Below are 20,417 nucleotides of genomic sequence, written 5' to 3' on the forward strand. Positions count from 1 at the left end.
GCCCCCCCCCGCGCGCCGTCCCGCCCGTCCTCCGCCCACGGCCCCCCGCCGGCGCGCTCAGCCAAGGCAGGCCGCCGCGAACCAGGCGACCGCCGCCGCCCGATGGCTCAGCCGGTTCTTCTCCGCCGCGCTCATCTCGCCGAGCGTCGCCGCCGACCCGGCCGGCAGGAACATCGGATCATAGCCGTGCCCCTGCGCCCCGCGCATCGGCCAGACGCAGGCCCCCTCCACGGCGCCCTCGAACACCGCGTCCTCGCCGTCCGGCCAGGCGATCACCAGCGTGCAGCGAAACCGCGCCGTCCACGGCTCGGCCGTCCCCGAGGCGACCAGCGCGTCATGCGCCCGCGTCATCGCCCGCACGAAGTCCCGCCCGCCGGGCCCCTCCGCCCAGTCCGCCGTATGCACCCCCGGCGCGCCGCCGAGCGCATCGATCTCGATCCCGCTGTCGTCCGCCAGCGCCGGCAACCCGCTCGCTTGCGCCGCCGCATGCGCCTTGATCCGCGCATTGCCGACGAAGGTCTCCTCCGTCTCCGCCGGCTCCGCCAGCCCGAGCGCCCGCGCCCCGACCAGCTCCCCCGGCCACCCGCCGAGCAGCGCCCGGAACTCCGCGAGCTTGCCCTCGTTGTGGGTCGCCACCACGAGCCGCGGCTCGACCAGCCGCCTCATCGCCCGATCGCCGCCTTCTGCGCCGCCACCAGCCCGGCCGCCCCCGCCTCGGCGAGATCGAGCAGCCGCTCCAGCTCCGCCCGGCTGAACGTCGCCCCCTCGGCGCTCCCCTGCACCTCGACGAGCGCCATATCCCCCGTCATCACGAAGTTCGCGTCGGTCCCCACCACGCTGTCCTCGGCATAATCGAGATCGAGCACCGGCACCCCGCCGTAGATCCCGGCGCTCACCGCCGCGACATGCGCCGTCAGCGGATCCGACCGCACGTCGCCCCGCGCCATCAGCTTGTCGACCGCCAGCCGCAGCGCCACCCAGCCCCCGGTGATCGCCGCACAACGCGTGCCCCCGTCGGCCTGCAACACGTCGCAGTCCACGGTGATCTGCCGCTCCCCCAGCGCCGACCGATCCACGCCGGCGCGCAGCGACCGCCCGATCAGCCGCTGGATCTCCACCGTCCGCCCGGTCTGCTTGCCCGCCGCCGCCTCGCGCCGGTTGCGCGAGGTGGTCGCCCGCGGCAGCATCCCGTACTCCGCGGTCACCCAGCCGAGCCCGGTCTTGCGCAGGAACGGCGGCACGCTCTCCTCGAGGCTGGCGGTGCAGAGCACCTGGGTGTCGCCCATGCGGATCAGGCACGAGCCCTCGGCATGGCGCGACACGCCGGTCTCGATGCTGACGGGACGCAAGGCGTCCGGGGCGCGGCCGGAGGGGCGCATCGCTCTATCCTTCCTGCTTCTTTCACGGGCCCGGCTCATACCCCGCACGCTCCCGCCCGTCCACCGGACTCCACCCGCGCCCTCCGCTCCGCCCATCTCGCCACCATGCGCCCGCGCCGCCACACACCCCTGCTTGCGTCGTAGGGCATTCGCTCCGCCCCTGCTCCGGACGCATTCCGCGTGGTGGGACATCCCGGATGGCCGTTGGCTTGACTTGGACCATTTATATGGACCATACTATCGGCTCACTCCCCGGGAAAGAACGACGATGAAGGTTTCCGTCAGTGAGGCGAAGGGTCAGCTCACCGAGCTGGTGAAGCGAGCCGAGGCCGGCGACGAGGTGATCCTCACGCGCCGCGGCAGGGATGTCGCGCGTCTCGTGCCGGTCATCGTCGGACGGGACGCTGCGGGCCGCCGTTCGCTCATGGAGAAGGTCAGGGCCTCCGCGTCCGCGAAATCCAGCTCTGGTCCGGAGGCGGCGCGCAGCCAGGACTTCCTCTATGGCGACGACGGTCTGCCGGCATGATCGCCGTCGATACGTCAGCGCTCATGGCGATCCTGCTCGACGAGCCGGAGGCCGACGGCTGCATGGCGGCGATCGAGGCCGCCGACAAGCTGCTGATCTCGGCCGGAACCGTGGCTGAAGCCCTGATCGTCGCCGGCCGCCGCAATGTGGGTGAGGACATGGCCGAGCTCATTGACGGGCTCGGCTTCGAGATCGTGCCAGTGACCTCAGCGTCAGCACATCGGATCGCCACGACCTATGGCCGCTGGGGCAAAGGCATCCATCCTGCAGCGCTCAACTTCGGCGATTGCTTCGCCTTTGACGCGGCCGAGGAACGCAATTGCCCGCTGCTCTATGTCGGAAACGACTTCACGCGGACCGGCATTCGACCTGCGCTGTGACCACGATCAGCCCGATGCATTCTCGTTTGACGGGCTGCGCCCGAACATTTTTGTTCGGGTGCGGTCGTTTGCGCCCAGCTGCAATGAAGGCGACTCCAAGTGCAGGCCAAGGCCCGGCGCCCCCGGCGCCCCGCGATTGACCTGCCCCGGCCCGACGCCTAGATGCACCTCGTCCCCCCATCCGCACCAGACCGCCCGCCCGTGATCCCGCCCCGCTCGCCCCTCTCCGAGATGAACGACCGCAGCCGCGAGGTGTTCCGGCGGCTGGTCGAGACCTACCTCGCCACCGGCGAGCCGGTCGGCTCGCGCACGCTCTCCCGCAGCCTGCCCGAGGGCGTCTCCCCCGCCACCATCCGCAACGTCATGCAGGACCTCGAGCTGCTCGGCCTGCTCGACAGCCCGCATGTCAGCGCCGGCCGCGTGCCCACCCATCTCGGCCTGCGGCTCTTCGTCGACGGCATCCTCGAGGTCGGCGACGTCTCCGGCCCCGAGCGCGCCGAGATCGAGCGCACGCTCGCCGCCCGCGACGGCGGCGTCGGCGGCGTCCTCGACCGGGCGAGCGACCTCCTCTCCGGCCTCACCCACGGCGCGAGCCTCGTCCTCGCGCCCAAGACCGCCGCGCCGATCCGCCACATCGAGTTCGTCGCCCTCGGCCCCGACCGCGCCCTCGTCGTCCTCGTCACCGCCGACGGCCAGGTCGAGAACCGCGTCTTCACGCCGCCGCTCGGCCTCACCCCCTCGGCGATGCGCACCGCGGCGAACTTCCTCAACGCCATCCTGCAGGGCCGCACCCTCGGCGAGGTCCGCGGCGTCGTCGCCGCCGAGATCGAGCGCCGCCGCGCCGAGCTCGACGCCGCCTCGGCCCGGCTGATCGAGGCGGGCGTCGCCCACTGGACCCGCGACGACGGCGGCGAAGGCGACGGCGGCCGCGACCGGCTGATCGTGCGCGGCCGCGCGAACCTCCTCGAGGCCTCCGAGGACGCCGCCGCCCTCGACCGGGTGCGCCAGCTCCTCGACGATCTCGAGCGCAAGCGCGACCTCGCGCAGCTCCTCGACCTCGCCGAGTCCGGCGAGGGGGTGCGGGTGTTCATCGGGGCCGAGAACAAGCTTTTCTCGCTTTCCGGTTCCGCTCTGGTCGTCGCCCCCTATATGGATGCGGACCGGAGAATCATCGGCGCGGTCGGCGTGATCGGGCCGACGCGGCTTAACTACGCGCGGATCGTGCCGATCGTCGACTACACCGCCCAGCTGGTCGGCAGGCTGGTGTCGGACCGAAGCAAGGGATAGGGGCAGGCCATGGCCAGGGAACGCAAGGACGAGGATCTGGAGGACCGCTTCCTCGACGACATCGAGGCGGAGTTCGAGGACGCCGACGAGCCGAGCCCGGCCGAGGTCGAGGCCGACGAGGCGGCCACGCTCAAGGCCGAGGCGGCCGACCTCAAGGACCGCCTGCTGCGCGCCCTCGCCGAGACCGAGAACCTGCGCAAGCGCGCCGAGCGCGACCGCCGCGACGCCGAGGTCTACGGCGCCACGCGGCTCGCCCGCGACCTGCTGCCGGTCTACGACAACTTCGCCCGCGCCCTCGACAGCGCCACCGACGCCGCCCGCGCCGCCGCGCCGGGCCTGCTCGAGGGGATCGAGCTCACCCAGCGCGCGCTGCTCTCCGCGCTCGAGAAGAACAAGATCGTCCGCATCGACCCGCAGCCCGGCGAACGCTTCGACCCCAACCTGCACCAGGCGATGTTCGAGGCCCCGGTCCCCGGCACCAAGGCCGGCGAGATCATCCAGGTCCTGTCCGAGGGCTTCACCATCGGCGACCGCCTCCTCCGCCCCGCCCAGGTCGGCGTCTCCTCCGGCGGCCCCGCGGTCCCCAAGCCGAACTGACCCTCGCGCCCCGCACTCTTCGGCGGCCGCCCCCCTGAACGTGGCCGCCGAGGGAGCTGTGGATAAGCCTGTTGGTGACTTGATTTCCAACAGGATCAATTACTTGACCAGCGTCGCACAATGCGGCATTTCCGGCCGGCTCAGTCGGGCAGCAACGCCCGCGCGATCCCGAAATAGATCAGCACCCCCGTCACGTCGGCGATCGAGGTGACGAGCGGCCCGGAGGCGGTCGCCGGGTCGAGGTCGAAGCGCGACAGCACGAAGGGCAGCGACACCCCGATCAGCGCCCCCACCACCACGATCAGCGTCATGGCGAGCGCCACCACCATGGTCACGTCCACCCCGGCCCGCACCAGCCCGACGGCCGAGACCGCGACCGACATGGTGAGCCCCAGCGCCAGCCCGATGGCGAGCTCGCGCCCCACGAGCCCGCCCCAGTCCGAGGCCCGCACGTCGCCGGTGGCGAGCGCCCGCACCATCAGCGTCGCCGATTGCGCGCCGGCGTTGCCGCCCGAGCCGATCAGCAGCGGCAGGAAGAACAGGAGCGCGAGGTTCCCCGCGATCGTGTCCTCGAAGAGCGAGATCCCCGCCCCGGAAAAGATGTTGCCGAAGACCAGCAGCACCAGCCAGACGATCCGCGCCCGGTAGAGCGAGAACAGCGAGGCGTCCTTCACCGAGCCCTCGAACTCGCCGACGTTCGACGACTTGTAGATGTCCTCCGTCGCCTCCTCCTCGGCGACGTCCATCGCGTCGTCGGCGGTGACGATCCCGACCATCCGCCCGTCGCCGTCCACCACCGGCAGCGCCAGCAGGTCGTAGCGCGCGATCAGCGCCGCCGCCTCCTCCTGCCCGGCGTCGACCTGCGCCACCACCGGGTCCGCCTCCATCGTCTCGCGCACCGTCTGCCGCGAGCGGGCGAGCAGGATGTCGCGCAGCGACACCACCCCGAGCAGCCGGTGCCGCGGATCGACGACGTAGGCCGTATAGACCGTCTCCACGTCCGAGGCCTGCCGCCGCAGCGCGTCGAGCGCCTGCGGCGCCGTCAGGGTCGGCGGCAGCGTCGCGTAGTCCGAGGTCATGATGGCCCCGACCGTGCCCTCCTCGTACGAGGCGAGCCGCCGCAGGTCCTCGCGCTCCGCCTTGGCGAGGCCCGGCAGCAGCGCCTCCTGCGCCTTGGGGTCGAGCGCCTTGTAGAAGTCCACCCGGTCGTCGTGGCTCATCGCCGCCATCAGCCGCGCCAGCTCCTCGCGCGACATCTTCTCGGCCATGACCACCTGCGCCGAGGGCTTCAGGTAGCCGAACACCTCCGCCTGGTCCTCGCGGTCGAGCTGGCGCATGGCGAGGAGCGCATCCTCGGGCTCCATGTGCTCGAAGAGGCTGGCGATGTCGGCGATCTCCTGGACGACGAAGAACCCCTTCACCGACCCGAACTCGCCGCGCCGCAGGTAGAGCGCCAGCTCCTGCGCGACGATGTCGAGCTCGTCCTCGTCCTCGACCGTGGTGTGGTCGAGCCGGATCTCGTGCAGCGGGATCTCGGGGGCCGCCTCGGGCGCGTCGGGCTCGTGCGGTTCGGTCATGGCGCGCCCCTCCGTCCCGGTCGGCAGCCGACGAAGCGTCGTCCCGCAGCGCGGTGATACGGGAGGCGGCGCGCGGCGGTCAACCGGCCCGACGGCTTCGCTCGCGGGATGTTGCGTCCTTGCTGCGCCTGCTCAATGCGGCTTGTGCATGAGGATGAGCGCCCCGAAAGACAGGCCGAGCCCGATCCATTCCCGCGTCGACAGCGTCTCGCCGAAAACCACCGCCCCGAGCCCGGCGAGCATCATCATCGTCAGCGCCGAATAGACCACCGCGATCGTGGCGAGCGACATCTCCTGCATCGCGAGGATCCATCCGATCGCGGACAGGGCGTAGATCGCCGCGCCGATGAAGAACGGAATCGAGGTCGCCCAGGGGCTGCGCTCGGAGGCGAGCTTGAGGAAATAGTCGGCGACGATGGTGGTGGCCACCAGCGCGGCCGTGAGCAGGTGGAGGCGCAGGGACATGGGCGGGCTCCGGGTCGGCGTTCGCGGACGCTGGCCCGATCGTGGCCCGGATGCAATCAGGGATTGAGTCTGGCGATCTCCCAGGACGCGCCCGGACCGGAGCGGGTCCAGCGGAACCGGTCATGGAGGCGATGCGCCCCGTCGGCCCAGAACTCGATCTCGACCGGCGTGATGCGGTAGCCGCCCCAGAACGGCGGCCGGTCGGGATCGGTCCCCTTCAGCGCCGCGATCTTGGCCACCTCGGCCATCAGACGGGCCCGCGACGCGAGCGGCCGGCTCTGCCGCGACGCCCAGGCCCCGAGCCGCGACGGCAGCGAGCGCGAGCGGTAGTAGGCGTCCGCCAGCGGCCCCGCCTCCCGCGTCACCGTCCCGCGCGCCCGCACCTGCCGCCGCAGGCTCTTCCAGTGCATCACGAAGGCCGCCTTGCCGCTCGCCTCGATCTCCTCGGCCTTGCGGCTCTCGTAGTTGGTGTAGAACACGAACCCGTCCGGCTCGATCTCCTTCAGGAGCACCATCCGCGCGTTCGGCATCCCGTCCGCCCCGACCGTGGCCAGCGCCATGGCGTTGGCGTCGTTCGGCTCGACCTTCTCCGCCTCGGCGAGCCACTCCCGTGCGATCGCGAACGGATCCCCGCCCGCAAAGATGCCGCCCCGCTCCACGTCCGCCATGCTCTCCTCCGCCGCGTGCGACCATACGGCCTCGCCCGCCGAGGGCAATGGGGCCGCGACGCCGGCTTAACCGCCTCCCAACGCGTAGCGGCCTATCACCGGTCGCATCGCTTTCCCGTGCACAGGAGTTCCCATGGACAAGCTCGCCCTCGCGGTCCTCGCCGCCGCCGCGCTCGCGCCCGCCGCAGGTCACGCCGGCCAGAAGCCCGCGACCGGATGGACCTTCGAGAACGGCCCGACCGAGGAGATCTCCTGCCGGCTCACCGCCCCCGGGACGGCGCAGGAGGGGATCCTCCGGCAGGCCCTCACGGTCACCTATGCGGAGGGCTACCTTACCTTCGCCTTCCGAGGCGCCCGGGACGCTTTCCTGTTCTTTCCCGGCGGGTCGCCGGCCGCGATCCCCGGAGAGCCGCAGGCCGGCGAGTTCGTCTCCCTCGTCAGCGTCGGCCGCGAGCTCGCCGTCCTGAAGGACATCCAGGGCGCGAAGGCGCTCTTCACCACGACCGGCGCCGTCTACTTCGTCGACATGACCCCGGAGGGCCGCGAGGCGTTCCGCAAGATGCGCCAATGCGTCAAGGGCCGGATCGGCGCCTGACCTCCGTCTCCGCCGCCGGGGCAATGCGCCTCCGGTCGGCGGGGCAGACCGTCCTCCCCGCCAGGGCCGCGGGAGAGGACGCCCGCATCCTACCCCTCCAGGAAGAACCGCAGCATCTCCCGGCTCGCATTCGGGCCGGCCGCCGCGGCGTGGCTGCCGGACGGATCGCCGCCCGACCAGGCATGGCCGGCGCCGTGGACCGTCCACTGTTCGCAGAGCGTCCGGCCGTAGCCGTCGCTGTGGATGCTGCGGCGGAACGTGCGGCCGCCCGCGGTCCCGTCCAGCGTCTCGACGCGCAGCGTCCCCGCCGGCGCGGTCGCCTGCTCGACGACGGCCGCGGCGTTGGCCGGGTTCACCACCGGATCCCCGTCGCCGTGGAACACGATCGTCCGCACCGGCCGCTCCGCCGGCGCGCCGCGGGACCCGCCGCGCATCGCCCCGAAGGCCGAGGGCACGTCGTGCGCCGCGCCCGCCGGCAGGCCGGAATGCACCCCGGCCGCCGCGAAGATCTCCGGATAGGCCGCCGCGAGGTTGGCCGCCATCGCGCCGCCCGCCGAGATGCCGGCGACGTAGACCCGCGCCGGGTCGACGTTCTCCGCCGCGATGACGCTCCGGGTCAGTCCGGCCAGAAGCGCCGCCTCTCCGAGCGCGCCGTTCTGGTCCTCGGGCCGGAACCAGTTCCAGCAGCGCTTCGGGTTCGCCGTCGCCGGCTGCGCCGGATAGAGTACCAGCGCCCCGGTCTCCTCCGCCGCCGCGTTCATCCGCGTGCCCCGGGCGAAGTCGTCCGGGTTCTGCGTGCAGCCGTGCAGCATCAGCACCAGCGGCCGCGGCCCGCGCCCCTCCGCCGTCGTCGGCACATAGAGCTTGTAGTCGCGGCTGCCCGCCGCATTGGCGAAGGAGGAGGCCTCGAACCGCGCCCCCTCGGCCACCGCCGGCGGCGCCGACGACCTGCGCGCCTCCGCCGCGCGGGCGCGCTCGGAGAGCCGCCGCAGCGTCTCGCGCAGCCCCGGGCGCTTCGCCCGCGCCGGGCGCGGCTCCGCGGGGGCAGGGGGGGCCGCCAACGCCGGGACGACCCGGGTCGTGGGCGGCGCGGCCGCCTCCGCCGCGGGCGGGGCGCCGCGCGGGGAGAGAAGCCGCTGGATCACGGCGGTGGCTTCGGCGAGGCGCCCGTTCCGGGTCATCCGCGTCGCCTCGGCCATGCCGGAGGTGAAATCGCTGCTGCTCATGGTTTTCCTGCCTCGTCTGAACACGTCTGTCACGCCACGCGCACGTCTGTCACGCCATGCGGTCGGCGAGCGCCGCCCTGACCCCGGCGCTCGCCTGAAGGGCGCCGAGGACGAAAACGGAAGCGATGCCTGCCCGGGCGAGCTCCGGGCTGACGTCGTCGGCGATGCTGGCGATGCCGAGCACCCGCAGCGCGAGCGGCTGCCCCGACGCCGCGGCCGCCTCGAGCTCCGCCCGGGTCACCCGGCGCAGCCCCAGCTCGACGCTCCGCCGCGCCGTCGACTGCCGCAACGCCTCCGACTGCCGGTCGAGCTGGTTGCGGATCGCCGTGCGGATGAAATCCGTACGGTTGGCGTAGAATCCCTCCGCCACCAGCAGCTCGATCTGGCCGAGATCGACGTAGCCGAGATTGATGGTGATCTTCTCGCTCTCCGCCTTCGGCCTGAGCTCATGCACCTGCACAGTCATGCCTTCCATCCATTTACCATCCATATGGATGGTGTATGCCATCCGGACCGGTGTGTCAATGCTGCGCCGCAACATAAATGCTGCGGCCGCGATCTGGTTCCGGGCTGATCCGGATCAAGGCGTGCGCGTGGCTCGCCGGCCACAGAAGGGGGATGGCCATCCTCGCCGCCGGCGCGCGCTACTTTGCGGCGGTCTTCGCCGCCGGATTCGCGCTCGGCGCGATCCGCGTCGGTCTGATCGCGCCGCGCCTCGGCCCGACCGCTGCGACGCTGGCCGAGATCCCGCCGATGCTCGCCTGGAGCTGGTTCGTCTGCGGCTGGGCCCTGCGTGGCCTCGGTCCCGCGCCGACCCGCGGCCAGCGCGTCGCGACCGGCGCGACCGCGCTGCTCCTGCTCCTCGCCGCCGAGGCCTCGCTTGCCGCAGCCGTTGGTCCCGGCGTCCCCGGCTGGATCGCCGGAATGGCGACGCCAGCCGGCGCGCTGGGTCTCGCCGCACAGCTCGCCTTCGCCGCGATGCCCCTCTGGCGCCGCGTCAGTAGCTGAGCTTCGGATACCAGTCCGCGCCGCGGCCCTCCGGCGTGGTGTCGAGCAGCCACCACAGCGGATCGGGATCGGGCGCGCCGCGCGGATCCTGCCCGGGGTCGGCCTGGGTCATCTCGGTGGCGTAGAAGTGCCGCAGCACGCCGTCGCGCCGGGTGAACACGTTGTAGGCCGGCACGTCCTTGTCCTCGGCGCTGACATAGGCGCGGGTGAAGCCGCCCTCCACATCGGAATAGAGGGGCAGCTGCGCCCAGCCCCGGTCGCGCTTCCACGCGACCAACCGCTCGATCGGCGAGCGCGCCGTCACCGCCAGCGCCACCCGCTGCGTGATGTCCGGCACCTTGCCCTCCCACGATCCGAGGAGCGACGTGCACATCGGGCAGGGCGCCTTGCGCCCCGGCCCGAACATCCAGCTGTAGACGATGAGCGTGTCCCGGTCGCCGAAGAGCTGCGACAGGGCCACCGGCCCCTGCACGCCGACGAGCCGGTAATCCTCCGGCACGACGCCGCCCGCCGGCAGGCCGCGGCGCTGCACGGCGACGCGCTCGATCTGCCGGCGCAGCACGATCTCCTCGGCGAGGAGGGCATTGCGCGCGGCGCGGTATTCCGCGCTCTCGTTCGGGAAGCGGATCGGGTTCGCGGCGGCGATCCGGTCGGCGGGCTCGAGCTCCGTCTCGGTCGTCATGCTCATCTCCCTGCAAGCCTGTCTTGACCAGAAACGTTGATACCAACATAATGGTTCCATGTCAAAAGCCCCGCCGCACGCCACCACCCTCCACGTCCGCGACCACTGCCTGTGCCTGCACGCGCAGCGGGCGGCGCGGGCGTTGGCGCGGCGCTTCGACGCCGCCTTCCGCCCGCTCGGCCTCACCAGCGGCCAGTTCTCGCTGCTGATGGCGCTGAACCGGCCCGAGCCCCCGCCCCTCGGCGCCGTGGCGGGGCTGCTCGCCATGGACCGCACCACGCTCACCGCCGCGCTGAAGCCGCTGGAGCGCCGCGGCCTCGTCGCCTCGACGGACGATCCGCGCGACCGCCGCAGCCGCCGCCTCGCCCTGACCGACGCCGGCGGCGCCTTCCTCGCCGCCGCCGCCGAGATCTGGACGGAGGAGCACGCCCGCCTCGACGCCGAGCTCTCCCCCGCCGCCGCCGAAGGCCTCCGCGAAACCGCCCGCCGCCTCGCCGAGCCCCGCCTCTCGCCCACCGGGCCCATCCCGCCCGCGCCCTGAGCGGGCCCGCCCCGCCTCGCCCCGGCCGGGTCCGCGCCCGCCCCGCGACGATCGGGCCCATGCGCCCCGCAAGGGACGACGCCGCGCGGCCCCGCCCGGACCGGACGCCCGCCGGCGCGCCACGAACCCGCGTCCCGACCGGATCCGCCGCCTCGCCAGGCCCACCGCGGCTGCGCGACAGGCGGGTCCGCCCCCCGCGCAGCGGGCACGCCCCCACCGGTGGACCCTCGCCTCTCCGCCCGCGCCGCCCCGGCCGCGCGATAAACGACGCCCCGAGGTCGCGCCCGGAGCGGACGCCCCGCCCGCCCGGCCGCAGGCTCGCGCCCATGAGCCCGCCGCGCCGCATCGACCCGACCCGCCGCCGCCCCGACGGCTCGCCCGATCACGACGACCGCGTCGAGATCGGCCCCACCCCGCTCGCCTTCGCCGAATGGGCGACCGCCGGCCTGACGCCCCCCGACCTCGCCGCCATGCGCGCCTTCCGCCTCGACCGGCTCGCGGCCGAGATCGTCCGCCGCGACCTCGCGGGCCTCCTGATGTTCGATCCGCTGAACATCCGCTACGCCACCGACACGACCAACATGCAGATCTGGAACATGCACAACCCGTTCCGGGCCTGCCTCGTCACCCCCGACGGATACATGATCCTCTGGGACTACAAGAACGCCCCCTTCCTCGCCGAGCACAACCCGCTGGTCCGCGAGATCCGCTCCGGCGCCTCGTTCATCTACTCCCTCACCGGCGAGAACACCGAGGCCGCCGCCCGCGCCTTCGCCCGCGACGTGGCCTCCGCCCTCCGCGCCCGCTCCGGGACCGCCCGCCGCCTCGCCGTCGACAAGATCATGCTCGCCGGCGCCCGCGCGCTCGAGGCCGAGGGCCTCGTCGTCGAGGACGGCGAGATCGTCACCGAGCGCGCCCGCGCCGTGAAGGGCCCCGACGACCTCCGCGCCATGCGCTGCGCGCTCCACGCCTGCGAGGCCGCCATGGCCGAGATGCAGGCCGCCGCCGCCCCCGGCCTCACCGAGGACGACATCTGGGCGCATCTCCACGCCGGCAACATCCGCCGCGGCGGCGAATGGATCGAGACCCGCCTCCTCGCCTCCGGCCCGCGCACCAACCCGTGGTTCCAGGAATGCGGCCCCCGCCGCCTCCGCGACGGCGAGATCCTCGCCTTCGACACCGACCTGATCGGCCCCTACGGCGTCTGCGCCGACATCTCCCGCACCTGGTGGATCGGCGGCGGGCGCCCGCGCCCCGACATGATCGCCGACTACCGCCTCGCGCGCGAGCAGATCGCCTGGAACGCCGCCCTCCTCGCCCCCGGCGTCACCTTCGCCGAGCTGCACGACCGCCAGTTCTCCCTCCCCGAGCCGTACCGGAAGCAGAAGTACTCCTGCGTCTGGCACGGCGTCGGACTCGCCGACGAATGGCCCTACATCGTCTACCCCGACCAGCGCGACCCCGGCGCCTTCGAGGGCGTGCTCGAGCCCGGCATGACCCTCTGCGTCGAGAGCCTGATCTCCCGCGAGGGCGCCGACTTCTCGATCAAGCTCGAGGACCAGGCCCTGATCACCGAAACGGGCGTGGAGATCCTGTCACGCTACCCGTGGGACGCCCTGCTCTCCGGCGCCCGATCTTGATGCAGTTCCGGCTTTGCCCTAGAGCGGACGCGAGGCGCTGGGCAGGGGCGACGACATGGCGTTGATGAGCGGAAAGCGCGGCCTGATCATGGGGGTCGCCAACGACAAGTCCATCGCCTGGGGCATTGCGCAGGCCTGCCACGAGCAGGGCGCCGAGATGGCCTTCACCTACCAGGGCGAGGCGCTCGGCAAGCGGGTGCAGCCGCTCGCCGCCACCGTCGGCTCCGACATCGTGCTGCCCTGCGACGTCACCGACGAGGCCTCGATGGACGCGGTGTTCGCCACCCTGGCGGAGCGCTGGGGCAGGCTCGACTTCCTCGTCCACGCCATCGGCTTCTCCGACAAGGGCGAGTTGCGCGGCCGCTACGTCGAGATGACCACCGCCGCGAACTTCACCCAGACCATGCTGATCTCGGTCTTCTCCTTCACCGCCGCCGTCGCCCGCGCCGCGAAGCTGATGACCGAGGGCGGGTCCTGCCTGACGCTCACCTACTACGGCGCCGAGAAGGTCATGCCGCATTACAACGTCATGGGCGTCGCCAAGGCCGCGCTCGAGGCGAGCGTCAAGTACATGGCCATGGACCTCGGCCCCGACGGCGTCCGCGTCAACGCCCTCTCCGCCGGCCCGATCAAGACGCTGGCCGCCTCCGGCATCGGCGACTTCCGCTACATCCTGAAATGGAACGAGCTGAACTCGCCGCTGCGCCGGAACGTCACTCAGCAGGACGTCGGCAAGGCCGGCATGTATCTCCTCTCCGACCTCTCCTCCGGCGTCACCGGCGAGAACCACCACGTCGACGCCGGCTACCACGTCGTCGGCATGAAGGCCGAGGACGCCCCCGACATCGACGTCGCCACCGGCCGCAAGGACGCCCCGTGACCGCCTCCGCCTTCCTCGCCGTGGCGCTGATGAGCCTCCTCGCCGCGATCAGCCCCGGCCCGGCGGTGCTGATGGCCGCGCGCACCGGCGTCGCCGAGGGGATGCGCGCCGGCGCCTTCGTCGCGCTCGGCATCGGCGCGGGCGCGGTCGTCTGGGCCTCCGCCGCCCTCCTCGGCCTCGCGCTCCTCTTCGAGGTCGCCCCGACGGCGCTCTGGGCGCTGCGCCTCGCCGGCGGCGCCTACCTCGTCTGGCTCGCCGTCCGGCTCTGGCGCTCTGCCGACACGCCGCTTGCCGAGGCCGCCGCCGCGCCCCGCTCGCCGGCCCGCGCCTTCCTGCGCGGCCTCGCGACGCAGCTCGCCAACCCCAAGCCTGCGGTGATGTTCTCGGCGATCTTCCTCGGCACGGTCCCGGAGAGCGCAGGCTGGCCGGTCCTCGCCGCGCTCCTTGCCGTCGTCTTCCTCAACGAGACGCTCTGGAACGTCGCGGTCGCGCGCATCTTCTCGCTCGGCCCGAGCCGCCGCGCCTATCTCGGCCTCAAGGGCTGGATCGACCGCGCCTTCGCCGGCGCGCTCGCCCTCCTCGGCCTGAAGCTCGCCGCCAGCTGAAGGAGCCCGCCATGAACGACCGCCTGCCGCACGAGAAGGGCTTCCACGTCAGCTGGGACCAGATCCACCGCGACAGCCGCGCGCTCGCCTGGCGGCTCGACAAGCAGGGGCCGGACGAGGGGGCCTGGCGGGCGGTGGTGGCGATCACCCGCGGCGGCATGGCCCCGGCGATGATCGTCGCCCGCGAGCTCGACATCCGCCTCGTCGACACGATCAGCGTGAAGTCCTACGACTGGCAGCAGCAATCCGAGGCGCGCATTCTCAAGGCCCCCGACGCCGCCCTGATGGGCGACGGCACCGGCATCCTCGTCGTCGACGACCTCGTCGACACCGGCAAGACCCTGGAGCTGGTGCGCCAGCTCTACCCCAAGGCGCATTTCGCCACCGTCTACGCCAAGCCGCAGGGCCGCACCCAGGTCGACACCTACATCACCGAGGTGAGCCAGGACACCTGGATCTTCTTCCCTTGGGACATGGCCCTGCAATACGTCCGGCCCTATCGCGGTGATTAGTTAATAAAAACAGCAGTTTAGATTTGATGTGGCTGGGCTCGCCCGCCATTGGCTCGCCATCTGCAATGCCTACAGACGCCTACGGGAACCGGCGCGGACTGCTACTAATCGGGACGCCGGTCACAGGTTGTGCCCCAGCCGGCCGCCACGCTGCCCGCCGAGGCCCTGACTACGCCCGCCAGGTAGAGTTTTTTGCCCGGCCCGGCGGTGCCCACGCCCCAGCGGCCCGCCTGCGCGGCCTGCTGGGGTGGTAGTTAGCCGTGATAAAGCGCCTTGCCGCCATAGCTTTCGCGAGCCGTGGTAACGGCGAACACACTGCACGACAGTGGAGAGGAAGCCCGGCCCGAGGCTGGCCGCGACGCCGACGTCAGACGGATTTGACCCGTGGCAAATCCGTCCGCGATCGCCCCTGCGGGGGGCGAGCGCGATTCCGCGCTCGCCGGGGCGATCACGGACGGATTGCGCGCTACGGGGAAATCTGGACCCCCCACGGCTTCCGCGCGCAACCGCGCTCCAGCCGTCGGCGCGGCGAAAGCCGTGCTTTCGCTTGTCGCGCCGGGCCTCGCGGGCAAGCCCGCTTCGGTCGGTTGGTCGGCGCGCGCGCGCCCCGTGGACCCAGCAGAGCAGACAGGTGTCGTGCAGTGTGAACGGCGAATTTTAGGTACTCGACGGGCGCGCGGTTCCCCCAGAGGCCGAATAGGTATGTCTGGCTGCGAACATGGTCCTCGATCGTCTGTCCATTCCGACGCTTGGCCGAAAGGTCGATCCCCATAAGTCGTAGCGCCTCAAGCGTGACTTCGAAGGTGCTCGACCCCGGCGGGAGACCTGCCAGCGCCTCCTTAACGGCTTTAGTTCTGGTCACAACCTCAACTCACGCGACCCGCAGCGCCTTCTCAACGGCGGCATGTTCGCGCTGGATTACCAGCAGGTAGGCGCGCGCCACGCTGTCGGGACGAGAGCGCCCCTGCTCCCAGTCCTTAAGACGCGGGAGCCCGAAGCCGTAGCTGGCGGCAAACTCGGTCTGGCTCATGCCGCGAGCCTTGCGGATGGCGCGCACATTGATCTCCGCAGGAATATGCGCAACGCCGCGGGTGGTGTCGCCCTCGGCGAACGCAATGGCATCGACAAGGCCAGCCTTAATCTTGTCGAACGCGCTCATAACCTTCTCCTTCTCTTCTTTGCGATGTCCGCCACGCCCGCTTGGTACGCGACGAATAGGTGCTGCACATACTGCGCAAGTTCATTGCGCTCGGCTTTGGACAGGTTATCCTTCTCGTCCTTACCGAAAACCGTCAGCAGGAATACAGGCACGTCCATCCCGCCGAACACTGTGACAACCCGATACCCACCGCTCTTGCCCTTACCGCGGCCGGCGATACGGAGCTTGCGGCAACCGCCCGTCCCGACCATAACCTCGCCGGAAGTCGGGTCCGCGGCCAGAATGTCAACAACCGTCTTCAATTCGCTCTCGGACATGCCAGCGTCTTTGGCGGCGGAAAGGTAGGCATTGGTTTCGACGACGGACTGCATGTGCTAGCTATACGGAATTTCCGCCCTGGAGGCAAGCCCGCTGTGCGGGCGCTCCGTATAGCCGCAGCGGGACGTGGTTGGCGTCACGCGGCGCGGTCAAACGTCCAGTAGGCATAGGTAGGCGCACCTGTACGCCCGCCCGGCCCCGTGGCGAAGGCGATCCCGCACGGAGCGCGTGTCACGGGCCTCGTTCTATAAGAATCAATGGGTTAGCTAATTTTCACGCGTGAACACCACGCGCGGAGCGTCTACTCCCCCGCCGCCAGCGGCACCATCCGCACCGCACCGAACCGGCGCTCGCGGCGGCGGAAGCGCTCCACTGCGGCGGCGAAGCTGGCCACCGTGAAGTCCGGCCAGGTGGTCTCGGGGAAGTCGAACTCGGCATAGACCGTCTGCCACAGCAGGAAGTTCGACACCCGCCGCTCGCCCGAGGTGCGGATCACCAGGTCCGGGTCGGGCAGGGCGCGGGTGTCGAGCGCCGCCGCCATCGCCGCGTCGCCGATCTCCTCCGGCGCGATCTCGCCGGCGGCCACCTGCCCGGCCAGATCCCGCACCGCCCGGGTCAGCTCGTCCCGCCCGCCGTAGTCGATGGCGATCGAGAGCTGCAACCCGCCGCAATGCGCCGTCCGCGCCTCCATCTCCGCCATCAGCCGCTGCAGCGACCCCGGCACCCGGTGCCGCATCCCGAGGAAGCGCACCCGCACCCCCTGCTCCGCCAGAAGGTCGGTCTTGCGGGCGATATAGGTGCGGAAGATCCGCATCAGCCCCTCGACCTCGGCCAGCGGCCGCCGCCAGTTCTCCGTCGAGAAGGCGTAGAGCGTCAGGTGGCTGACCCCGAGCTCCGGGCAGGCGCGCACGATCTCCGTCACCCGCCGCGCCCCGCGCGCATGGCCGGCGAGACGGCTCATCCCCCGGCTCTCGGCCCAGCGGCCGTTGCCGTCCATGATGACGCCCACGTGGAAACTGCCCGCACCGCCGGAATCAAACATCTGCCTGCCGCCTGCTCGTTGCTTCCGAATATGCACAATCCGGCGGACGGACGACAGGTCCGAAATGCGGACGCCTCGGCGGGATCCCGCCACGGCCAGGACGGGCCATATATGCAAGACCATGCGCGTCCCGCACCCGCGCGCCGTCTTTCGCGTTGGTGGCGGCCACCGGCGACCTCCACTACGGCCTCTGGTATCCGGCGGTCATCGCGCTCGCCACGGGTGGTGATCGGCCGGACCTTCGTCCGCGAGACCAACCACGGCGATCTTCACACCTTCGAGGTCGGCCCACCGCCGCCCCTTCTCGTTTCTTCCTCCCTTTCTCGCCCCGTGCGCCCCGCCCGCGTTCCCGTTAGCATTGCCGCAACCGTCCCCGTGCCCTGCTCGCCGCCGGTCAGCCGAGGAGCCAGCCGATGAGGATCCCAGCCGCAGCCCTGCTCGCCGCCCTCGCCCTCGGCCCCGGCGACGCCGCCGCGGACGCCGAAGCCGCCCTCGACGACGCGCTCGCCCGCGAGGCGCGCTGGCTCGACGTCTCCGGGCAGGTCCGCTACGGGCGGCGGCTCCTCGAGGAGACCTACGCCATCCTCGGCCCCGACGCCCCCGACCCCGCCCTGCGCCTCGCCGGCAACAACCTCGCCTGCGCGAGCTGCCACGCCGAGGCCGGAACCCGCGCCGACGCCCTGCCGCTCTCCGCCGCCTACGCCGCGTTCCCCGCCTATCAGGCCCGCTCCGGCCGGGTGGAGACCATCGAGGACCGCGTCGACGATTGCATGCGGCGCAGCATGAACGGTCGCCCCCTGCCGGAGGGCGGCCCCGAGATGCAGGCGATCGTCGCCTACCTGCGCTTCCTCGGCGACGAGGCGCCGGACTTCGAGCGCGGCGACCCGCCCGCGCCGCTGCCCGAGCCCGCGACCCCCGCGGACCCGACCCGCGGCGCCTCCCTCTACGCCAGCGACTGCGCCGCCTGCCACGGCGCCGACGGCGCGGGCCAGCGGGTCGGCGTCCCCGGCGACGCGCTCGGCTACCGCCACCCGCCGCTCTGGGGGCCGGACAGCTTCAACGCCGGCGCCGGCATGGCCCGCCCGGTCACCTTCGCCACCTTCATCCACGGCGCCATGCCGCCCACCGACATCCCCGGCCCGCCGCGCCTGCTCTCGGCCGATACCTGGGACATCGCCGCCTTCGTCCTGTCGCACGACCGTCCGGCCTTCGAGGACGTGCCCCCCACCGCCCCCTGAAAATGCGAAAAGCCCGCCGGCCTGACGAGGTCGACGGGCTCCCGGAGGTCGACCGGCCCCGCCAACGGGGCCGGCACAGAGGTCAGTGCGCCGACGCGCCCTCGGCGCCGAGGCCGGTCTGCGAGCGGACGTATTGCGGACCGAACGCCGTGATCTCCCGCTTCGCCTGGGCGCTGGTGTCGGTGATCGAGAAGAACCAGGTGCCGATGAAGGCGATCGCCATCGAGAACAGCGCCGGGTTGTCGTAGGGGAAGATCGCCGTCTCGTGGCCGAAGGTCGTCACCCACACCGCCGGCGACAGCACCACCATCGTCACCGCCGAGATCAGCCCGAGGAACCCGCCGATCAGCGCGCCTCGGGTCGTCAGCTTCGACCAGAACATCGACAGCACCAGCACCGGGAAGTTCGTGGACGCCGCCACCGCGAAGGCGAGGCCGACCATGAACGCCACGTTCTGGTTCTCGAAGATGTAGCCGAGGATGATCGCCACGATGCCGAGGCAGATCGTCGAGATCTTGGAGATCCTGATCACGTCCTGGTCGGTCGCCCGACCCTTGGCGATCACCGAGTAGTAGAGGTCGTGGCTCACCGCCGAGGCGCCGGCGAGCGTCAGGCCCGCCACCACCGCGAGGATGGTCGCGAAGGCCACCGCCGAGATGAAGCCGAGGAAGAGCGAGCCGCCCACGGCGTCGGCCAGATGGATGGCCGCCATGTTGGTGCCGCCCGTCAGGTCCTTGATCTTGTCATAGGTGACCGCCCCGTCCGCGCCGGTGACGGTATGGTAGAAGGCCGGGTTGTTCATCAGGAAGACGATGGCGCCGAACCCGATGATGAAGGTCAGGATGTAGAAGTAGCCGATGAAGCCGGTGGCGTAGAACACCGACTTGCGCGCCGCCTTGGCGTCGGCGACCGTGAAGAACCGCATCAGGATATGCGGCAGGCCGGCGGTGCCGAACATCAGCGCGAGGCCCAGCGAGATCGCCGAGATCGGATCCTTGACCAGACCGCCGGGGGCCATGATCGCGGCGCCCTTCGGCTGCACCTCGGTCGCGGCCTTGAACAGGCTGCCCGGGCTGAACCCGTAGTGCCAGAGCACCATGAACGCCATGAACGTGGCGCCGCCGAGCAGCATGCAGGCCTTGATGATCTGCACCCAGGTGGTGGCGAGCATGCCGCCGAAGGTGACGTAGATGATCATCAGGATGCCGACGAGGATGACCGCGTAGAGATACGGCAGCCCGAACAGCAGCTCGATCAGCTTGCCCGCGCCGACCATCTGCGCGATCAGGTAGAACGCCACCACCGTCAGCGTGCCAATGGCGGACAGCGTCCGGATCGGGGTCTGCTGCAGCCGGTAGGAGGCGACGTCGGCGAAGGTGAACTTGCCGAGGTTGCGCAGCCGCTCCGCGATCAGGAACAGCACGATCGGCCAGCCGACCAGCCAGCCCACCGAGTAGATCAGGCCGTCGAAGCCGGAGGCGAAGACGAGGCCGGAGATGCCGAGGAAGGACGCCGCCGACATGTAGTCGCCGGCGATGGCGAGGCCGTTCTGGAAGCCGGTGATCCCGCCGCCGGCGGTGTAGAAGTCCGACGCCGATTTGGTCCGCGACGCGGCCCACTTGGTGATCAGCATCGTGAAGCCGACGAAGACCACGAACATGCCGATGGCTTCGTAGTTGACCGTCGCGCGTTTCTCGCCGCCGGCGATCGTGTCGGCGAAGGCCGCGAGGGGCAGGGCGGCTGCGAGGCCCGCGAGGGCGAGGGTGCGTAGCTTCTGCATCACTCGAACTCCCTCAGGATCTCTTCGTTCAGGCGGTCGAACTCCGAGTTCGCCCGGGCGACGTAGATCCCGGTCAGCACGAAGGCCGAGATGATGACGAAGAGCCCGATCGGCACCCCGATCGTCGTGACGCTTCCGCTGCTGATCGGCGTCCCGAGGAACCCCGGCGCATAGGCGACGAGCAGGATGAAGCCGAAATAGATCACCAGCATGACGATGCTGAGGATCGTGGCGAGGCGCGTGCGCTTATGCACGAGCTCCTGGAACTTGGGACTGCGGCTTATGCGGTCGTAGGCGCTTTCGTTCATGCGA

Annotated in this window: 25 protein-coding genes; 12 read left to right on the top strand and 13 right to left on the bottom strand. The window is 71.3% G+C overall.

Going from position 1 to position 20,417, the window contains the following annotated elements; genetic code table 11:
• Positions 1–57: 57 nt before the first annotated feature.
• A complete protein-coding gene (locus KBB57_RS16645; RefSeq protein ID WP_290752555.1) occupies positions 58–666 on the bottom strand; it encodes a non-canonical purine NTP pyrophosphatase in 609 nt (202 codons plus the stop codon).
• Positions 663–1,379: a ribonuclease PH gene (gene rph / locus KBB57_RS16650; protein WP_290752558.1), complete on the bottom strand. Its 717-nt coding sequence runs from the start codon at positions 1,377–1,379 to the stop codon at positions 663–665. Before rph ends, KBB57_RS16645 begins: the two co-directional genes overlap by 4 nt.
• Before the next feature lie 268 nt (positions 1,380–1,647).
• On the opposite strand from rph, the gene KBB57_RS16655 reads away from it, so the two are divergent.
• From KBB57_RS16655 to grpE, 4 genes are all read left to right on the top strand, one after another.
• Positions 1,648–1,905: a type II toxin-antitoxin system Phd/YefM family antitoxin gene (locus KBB57_RS16655; protein WP_290752560.1), complete on the top strand. Its 258-nt coding sequence runs from the start codon at positions 1,648–1,650 to the stop codon at positions 1,903–1,905.
• A complete protein-coding gene (locus KBB57_RS16660) occupies positions 1,902–2,285 on the top strand; it encodes a type II toxin-antitoxin system VapC family toxin (RefSeq protein WP_290752562.1) in 384 nt (127 codons plus the stop codon). The genes KBB57_RS16655 and KBB57_RS16660 overlap by 4 nt, the downstream gene beginning before the upstream one ends.
• A gap of 231 nt (positions 2,286–2,516) precedes the next feature.
• Positions 2,517–3,572 carry a heat-inducible transcriptional repressor HrcA gene (gene hrcA / locus KBB57_RS16665; RefSeq protein WP_290752628.1) on the top strand — a complete coding sequence of 352 codons (1,056 nt, stop codon included), beginning with the start codon at positions 2,517–2,519 and terminating at the stop codon, positions 3,570–3,572.
• Positions 3,573–3,581: 9 nt separating this feature from the next.
• Complete coding sequence (grpE, locus tag KBB57_RS16670; protein WP_290752563.1) at positions 3,582–4,169, top strand: nucleotide exchange factor GrpE; 588 nt, start codon at positions 3,582–3,584, stop codon at positions 4,167–4,169.
• A 140-nt stretch (positions 4,170–4,309) separates the two neighbouring features.
• Here grpE and mgtE read toward each other — a convergent pair whose 3' ends face one another.
• From mgtE to pdxH, 3 genes are all read right to left on the bottom strand, one after another.
• A complete protein-coding gene (gene mgtE / locus KBB57_RS16675) occupies positions 4,310–5,746 on the bottom strand; it encodes a magnesium transporter (protein ID WP_290752566.1) in 1,437 nt (478 codons plus the stop codon).
• 132 nt (positions 5,747–5,878) lie between these two features.
• Positions 5,879–6,211 (bottom strand): hypothetical protein, encoded by a 333-nt coding sequence (locus KBB57_RS16680; protein WP_290752568.1) that lies wholly within the window; start codon positions 6,209–6,211, stop codon positions 5,879–5,881.
• A 56-nt stretch (positions 6,212–6,267) separates the two neighbouring features.
• Complete coding sequence (pdxH, locus tag KBB57_RS16685) at positions 6,268–6,879, bottom strand: pyridoxamine 5'-phosphate oxidase (protein ID WP_290752571.1); 612 nt, start codon at positions 6,877–6,879, stop codon at positions 6,268–6,270.
• Between the two features lie 133 nt (positions 6,880–7,012).
• Here pdxH and KBB57_RS16690 point away from each other — a divergent pair, with 133 nt between their 5' ends.
• Positions 7,013–7,474, top strand: a complete 462-nt coding sequence (locus KBB57_RS16690) for a hypothetical protein (RefSeq protein WP_290752574.1) — start codon at positions 7,013–7,015, stop codon at positions 7,472–7,474.
• 89 nt (positions 7,475–7,563) lie between these two features.
• On the opposite strand, the gene KBB57_RS16695 is transcribed toward KBB57_RS16690, so the two are convergent.
• Together KBB57_RS16695 and KBB57_RS16700 are read right to left on the bottom strand one after the other, a co-directional pair.
• Entirely contained in the window at positions 7,564–8,700 is a 1,137-nt protein-coding gene (locus KBB57_RS16695) for a PHB depolymerase family esterase (protein ID WP_290752577.1), read from the bottom strand.
• Between the two features lie 49 nt (positions 8,701–8,749).
• Positions 8,750–9,175 (bottom strand): CopG family transcriptional regulator, encoded by a 426-nt coding sequence (locus tag KBB57_RS16700; protein WP_290752580.1) that lies wholly within the window; start codon positions 9,173–9,175, stop codon positions 8,750–8,752.
• A gap of 143 nt (positions 9,176–9,318) precedes the next feature.
• Here KBB57_RS16700 and KBB57_RS16705 point away from each other — a divergent pair, with 143 nt between their 5' ends.
• Positions 9,319–9,708 carry a hypothetical protein gene (locus KBB57_RS16705; protein WP_290752583.1) on the top strand — a complete coding sequence of 130 codons (390 nt, stop codon included), beginning with the start codon at positions 9,319–9,321 and terminating at the stop codon, positions 9,706–9,708.
• Here KBB57_RS16705 and KBB57_RS16710 read toward each other — a convergent pair.
• The gene (locus KBB57_RS16710) at positions 9,698–10,390 is read right to left on the bottom strand and encodes a DUF899 family protein (RefSeq protein WP_290752585.1); all 693 of its coding nucleotides are present in this window, start codon (positions 10,388–10,390) and stop codon (positions 9,698–9,700) included. The genes KBB57_RS16705 and KBB57_RS16710 overlap by 11 nt on opposite strands.
• Before the next feature lie 58 nt (positions 10,391–10,448).
• Here KBB57_RS16710 and KBB57_RS16715 point away from each other — a divergent pair, with 58 nt between their 5' ends.
• From KBB57_RS16715 to gpt, 5 genes are all read left to right on the top strand, one after another.
• Positions 10,449–10,931, top strand: a complete 483-nt coding sequence (locus tag KBB57_RS16715; RefSeq protein WP_290752587.1) for a MarR family winged helix-turn-helix transcriptional regulator — start codon at positions 10,449–10,451, stop codon at positions 10,929–10,931.
• A 326-nt stretch (positions 10,932–11,257) separates the two neighbouring features.
• Positions 11,258–12,571 (top strand): dimethylsulfonioproprionate lyase DddP, encoded by a 1,314-nt coding sequence (gene dddP, locus KBB57_RS16720; protein ID WP_290752589.1) that lies wholly within the window; start codon positions 11,258–11,260, stop codon positions 12,569–12,571.
• Between the two features lie 55 nt (positions 12,572–12,626).
• Complete coding sequence (gene fabI, locus KBB57_RS16725; RefSeq protein ID WP_290752591.1) at positions 12,627–13,451, top strand: enoyl-ACP reductase FabI; 825 nt, start codon at positions 12,627–12,629, stop codon at positions 13,449–13,451.
• Positions 13,448–14,056, top strand: a complete 609-nt coding sequence (locus KBB57_RS16730) for a LysE family translocator (RefSeq protein ID WP_290752593.1) — start codon at positions 13,448–13,450, stop codon at positions 14,054–14,056. Before fabI ends, KBB57_RS16730 begins: the two co-directional genes overlap by 4 nt.
• 11 nt (positions 14,057–14,067) lie before the next feature.
• Positions 14,068–14,568, top strand: coding sequence for a xanthine phosphoribosyltransferase (gpt, locus tag KBB57_RS16735; RefSeq protein ID WP_290752596.1), 501 nt, complete (start codon positions 14,068–14,070; stop codon positions 14,566–14,568).
• An 871-nt stretch (positions 14,569–15,439) separates the two neighbouring features.
• Here the strand turns inward: gpt and KBB57_RS16740 are convergent.
• From KBB57_RS16740 to uppS, 3 genes are all read right to left on the bottom strand, one after another.
• Positions 15,440–15,727 carry a helix-turn-helix domain-containing protein gene (locus KBB57_RS16740; RefSeq protein WP_290752598.1) on the bottom strand — a complete coding sequence of 96 codons (288 nt, stop codon included), beginning with the start codon at positions 15,725–15,727 and terminating at the stop codon, positions 15,440–15,442.
• A complete protein-coding gene (locus KBB57_RS16745) occupies positions 15,724–16,098 on the bottom strand; it encodes a type II toxin-antitoxin system RelE/ParE family toxin (RefSeq protein WP_290752600.1) in 375 nt (124 codons plus the stop codon). Before KBB57_RS16745 ends, KBB57_RS16740 begins: the two co-directional genes overlap by 4 nt.
• A gap of 248 nt (positions 16,099–16,346) precedes the next feature.
• Positions 16,347–17,087: a polyprenyl diphosphate synthase gene (uppS, locus tag KBB57_RS16750; protein WP_290752602.1), complete on the bottom strand. Its 741-nt coding sequence runs from the start codon at positions 17,085–17,087 to the stop codon at positions 16,347–16,349.
• Positions 17,088–17,500: 413 nt separating this feature from the next.
• Here uppS and KBB57_RS16755 point away from each other — a divergent pair, with 413 nt between their 5' ends.
• Positions 17,501–18,325 carry a c-type cytochrome gene (locus tag KBB57_RS16755; RefSeq protein ID WP_290752603.1) on the top strand — a complete coding sequence of 275 codons (825 nt, stop codon included), beginning with the start codon at positions 17,501–17,503 and terminating at the stop codon, positions 18,323–18,325.
• A gap of 82 nt (positions 18,326–18,407) precedes the next feature.
• On the opposite strand, the gene KBB57_RS16760 is transcribed toward KBB57_RS16755, so the two are convergent.
• Complete coding sequence (locus KBB57_RS16760) at positions 18,408–20,105, bottom strand: cation acetate symporter (protein WP_290752605.1); 1,698 nt, start codon at positions 20,103–20,105, stop codon at positions 18,408–18,410.
• Positions 20,105–20,413, bottom strand: a complete 309-nt coding sequence (locus KBB57_RS16765; protein WP_290752608.1) for a DUF485 domain-containing protein — start codon at positions 20,411–20,413, stop codon at positions 20,105–20,107. The genes KBB57_RS16760 and KBB57_RS16765 overlap by 1 nt, the downstream gene beginning before the upstream one ends.
• Between the last annotated feature and the right edge of the window lie 4 nt (positions 20,414–20,417).

Origin of the sequence: Amaricoccus sp. (assembly GCF_017993425.1) — a bacterium.
In the GTDB taxonomy this organism is placed as follows: Bacteria; Pseudomonadota; Alphaproteobacteria; order Rhodobacterales; family Rhodobacteraceae; genus Amaricoccus.

Excerpts from the sequence above, each read along its gene's own strand:
- KBB57_RS16660 (WP_290752562.1), top strand. The coding sequence starts at position 1,902 with ATGATCGCCGTCGATACGTCAGCGCTCATGGCGATCCTGCTCGACGAG.
- fabI (WP_290752591.1), top strand. The coding sequence starts at position 12,627 with ATGGCGTTGATGAGCGGAAAGCGCGGCCTGATCATGGGGGTCGCCAAC.
- KBB57_RS16700 (WP_290752580.1), bottom strand. The coding sequence starts at position 9,175 with ATGGAAGGCATGACTGTGCAGGTGCATGAGCTCAGGCCGAAGGCGGAG.
- hrcA (WP_290752628.1), top strand. The coding sequence starts at position 2,517 with ATGAACGACCGCAGCCGCGAGGTGTTCCGGCGGCTGGTCGAGACCTAC.
- dddP (WP_290752589.1), top strand. The coding sequence starts at position 11,258 with ATGAGCCCGCCGCGCCGCATCGACCCGACCCGCCGCCGCCCCGACGGC.
- KBB57_RS16745 (WP_290752600.1), bottom strand. The coding sequence starts at position 16,098 with ATGCAGTCCGTCGTCGAAACCAATGCCTACCTTTCCGCCGCCAAAGAC.
- KBB57_RS16645 (WP_290752555.1), bottom strand. The coding sequence starts at position 666 with ATGAGGCGGCTGGTCGAGCCGCGGCTCGTGGTGGCGACCCACAACGAG.
- KBB57_RS16690 (WP_290752574.1), top strand. The coding sequence starts at position 7,013 with ATGGACAAGCTCGCCCTCGCGGTCCTCGCCGCCGCCGCGCTCGCGCCC.
- KBB57_RS16715 (WP_290752587.1), top strand. The coding sequence starts at position 10,449 with ATGTCAAAAGCCCCGCCGCACGCCACCACCCTCCACGTCCGCGACCAC.
- KBB57_RS16740 (WP_290752598.1), bottom strand. The coding sequence starts at position 15,727 with ATGAGCGCGTTCGACAAGATTAAGGCTGGCCTTGTCGATGCCATTGCG.
- KBB57_RS16655 (WP_290752560.1), top strand. The coding sequence starts at position 1,648 with ATGAAGGTTTCCGTCAGTGAGGCGAAGGGTCAGCTCACCGAGCTGGTG.
- KBB57_RS16710 (WP_290752585.1), bottom strand. The coding sequence starts at position 10,390 with ATGACGACCGAGACGGAGCTCGAGCCCGCCGACCGGATCGCCGCCGCG.
- KBB57_RS16760 (WP_290752605.1), bottom strand. The coding sequence starts at position 20,105 with ATGCAGAAGCTACGCACCCTCGCCCTCGCGGGCCTCGCAGCCGCCCTG.
- KBB57_RS16680 (WP_290752568.1), bottom strand. The coding sequence starts at position 6,211 with ATGTCCCTGCGCCTCCACCTGCTCACGGCCGCGCTGGTGGCCACCACC.
- rph (WP_290752558.1), bottom strand. The coding sequence starts at position 1,379 with ATGCGCCCCTCCGGCCGCGCCCCGGACGCCTTGCGTCCCGTCAGCATC.
- grpE (WP_290752563.1), top strand. The coding sequence starts at position 3,582 with ATGGCCAGGGAACGCAAGGACGAGGATCTGGAGGACCGCTTCCTCGAC.
- mgtE (WP_290752566.1), bottom strand. The coding sequence starts at position 5,746 with ATGACCGAACCGCACGAGCCCGACGCGCCCGAGGCGGCCCCCGAGATC.
- gpt (WP_290752596.1), top strand. The coding sequence starts at position 14,068 with ATGAACGACCGCCTGCCGCACGAGAAGGGCTTCCACGTCAGCTGGGAC.
- uppS (WP_290752602.1), bottom strand. The coding sequence starts at position 17,087 with ATGTTTGATTCCGGCGGTGCGGGCAGTTTCCACGTGGGCGTCATCATG.
- KBB57_RS16705 (WP_290752583.1), top strand. The coding sequence starts at position 9,319 with ATGGCCATCCTCGCCGCCGGCGCGCGCTACTTTGCGGCGGTCTTCGCC.
- KBB57_RS16755 (WP_290752603.1), top strand. The coding sequence starts at position 17,501 with ATGAGGATCCCAGCCGCAGCCCTGCTCGCCGCCCTCGCCCTCGGCCCC.
- KBB57_RS16695 (WP_290752577.1), bottom strand. The coding sequence starts at position 8,700 with ATGAGCAGCAGCGATTTCACCTCCGGCATGGCCGAGGCGACGCGGATG.
- KBB57_RS16765 (WP_290752608.1), bottom strand. The coding sequence starts at position 20,413 with ATGAACGAAAGCGCCTACGACCGCATAAGCCGCAGTCCCAAGTTCCAG.
- pdxH (WP_290752571.1), bottom strand. The coding sequence starts at position 6,879 with ATGGCGGACGTGGAGCGGGGCGGCATCTTTGCGGGCGGGGATCCGTTC.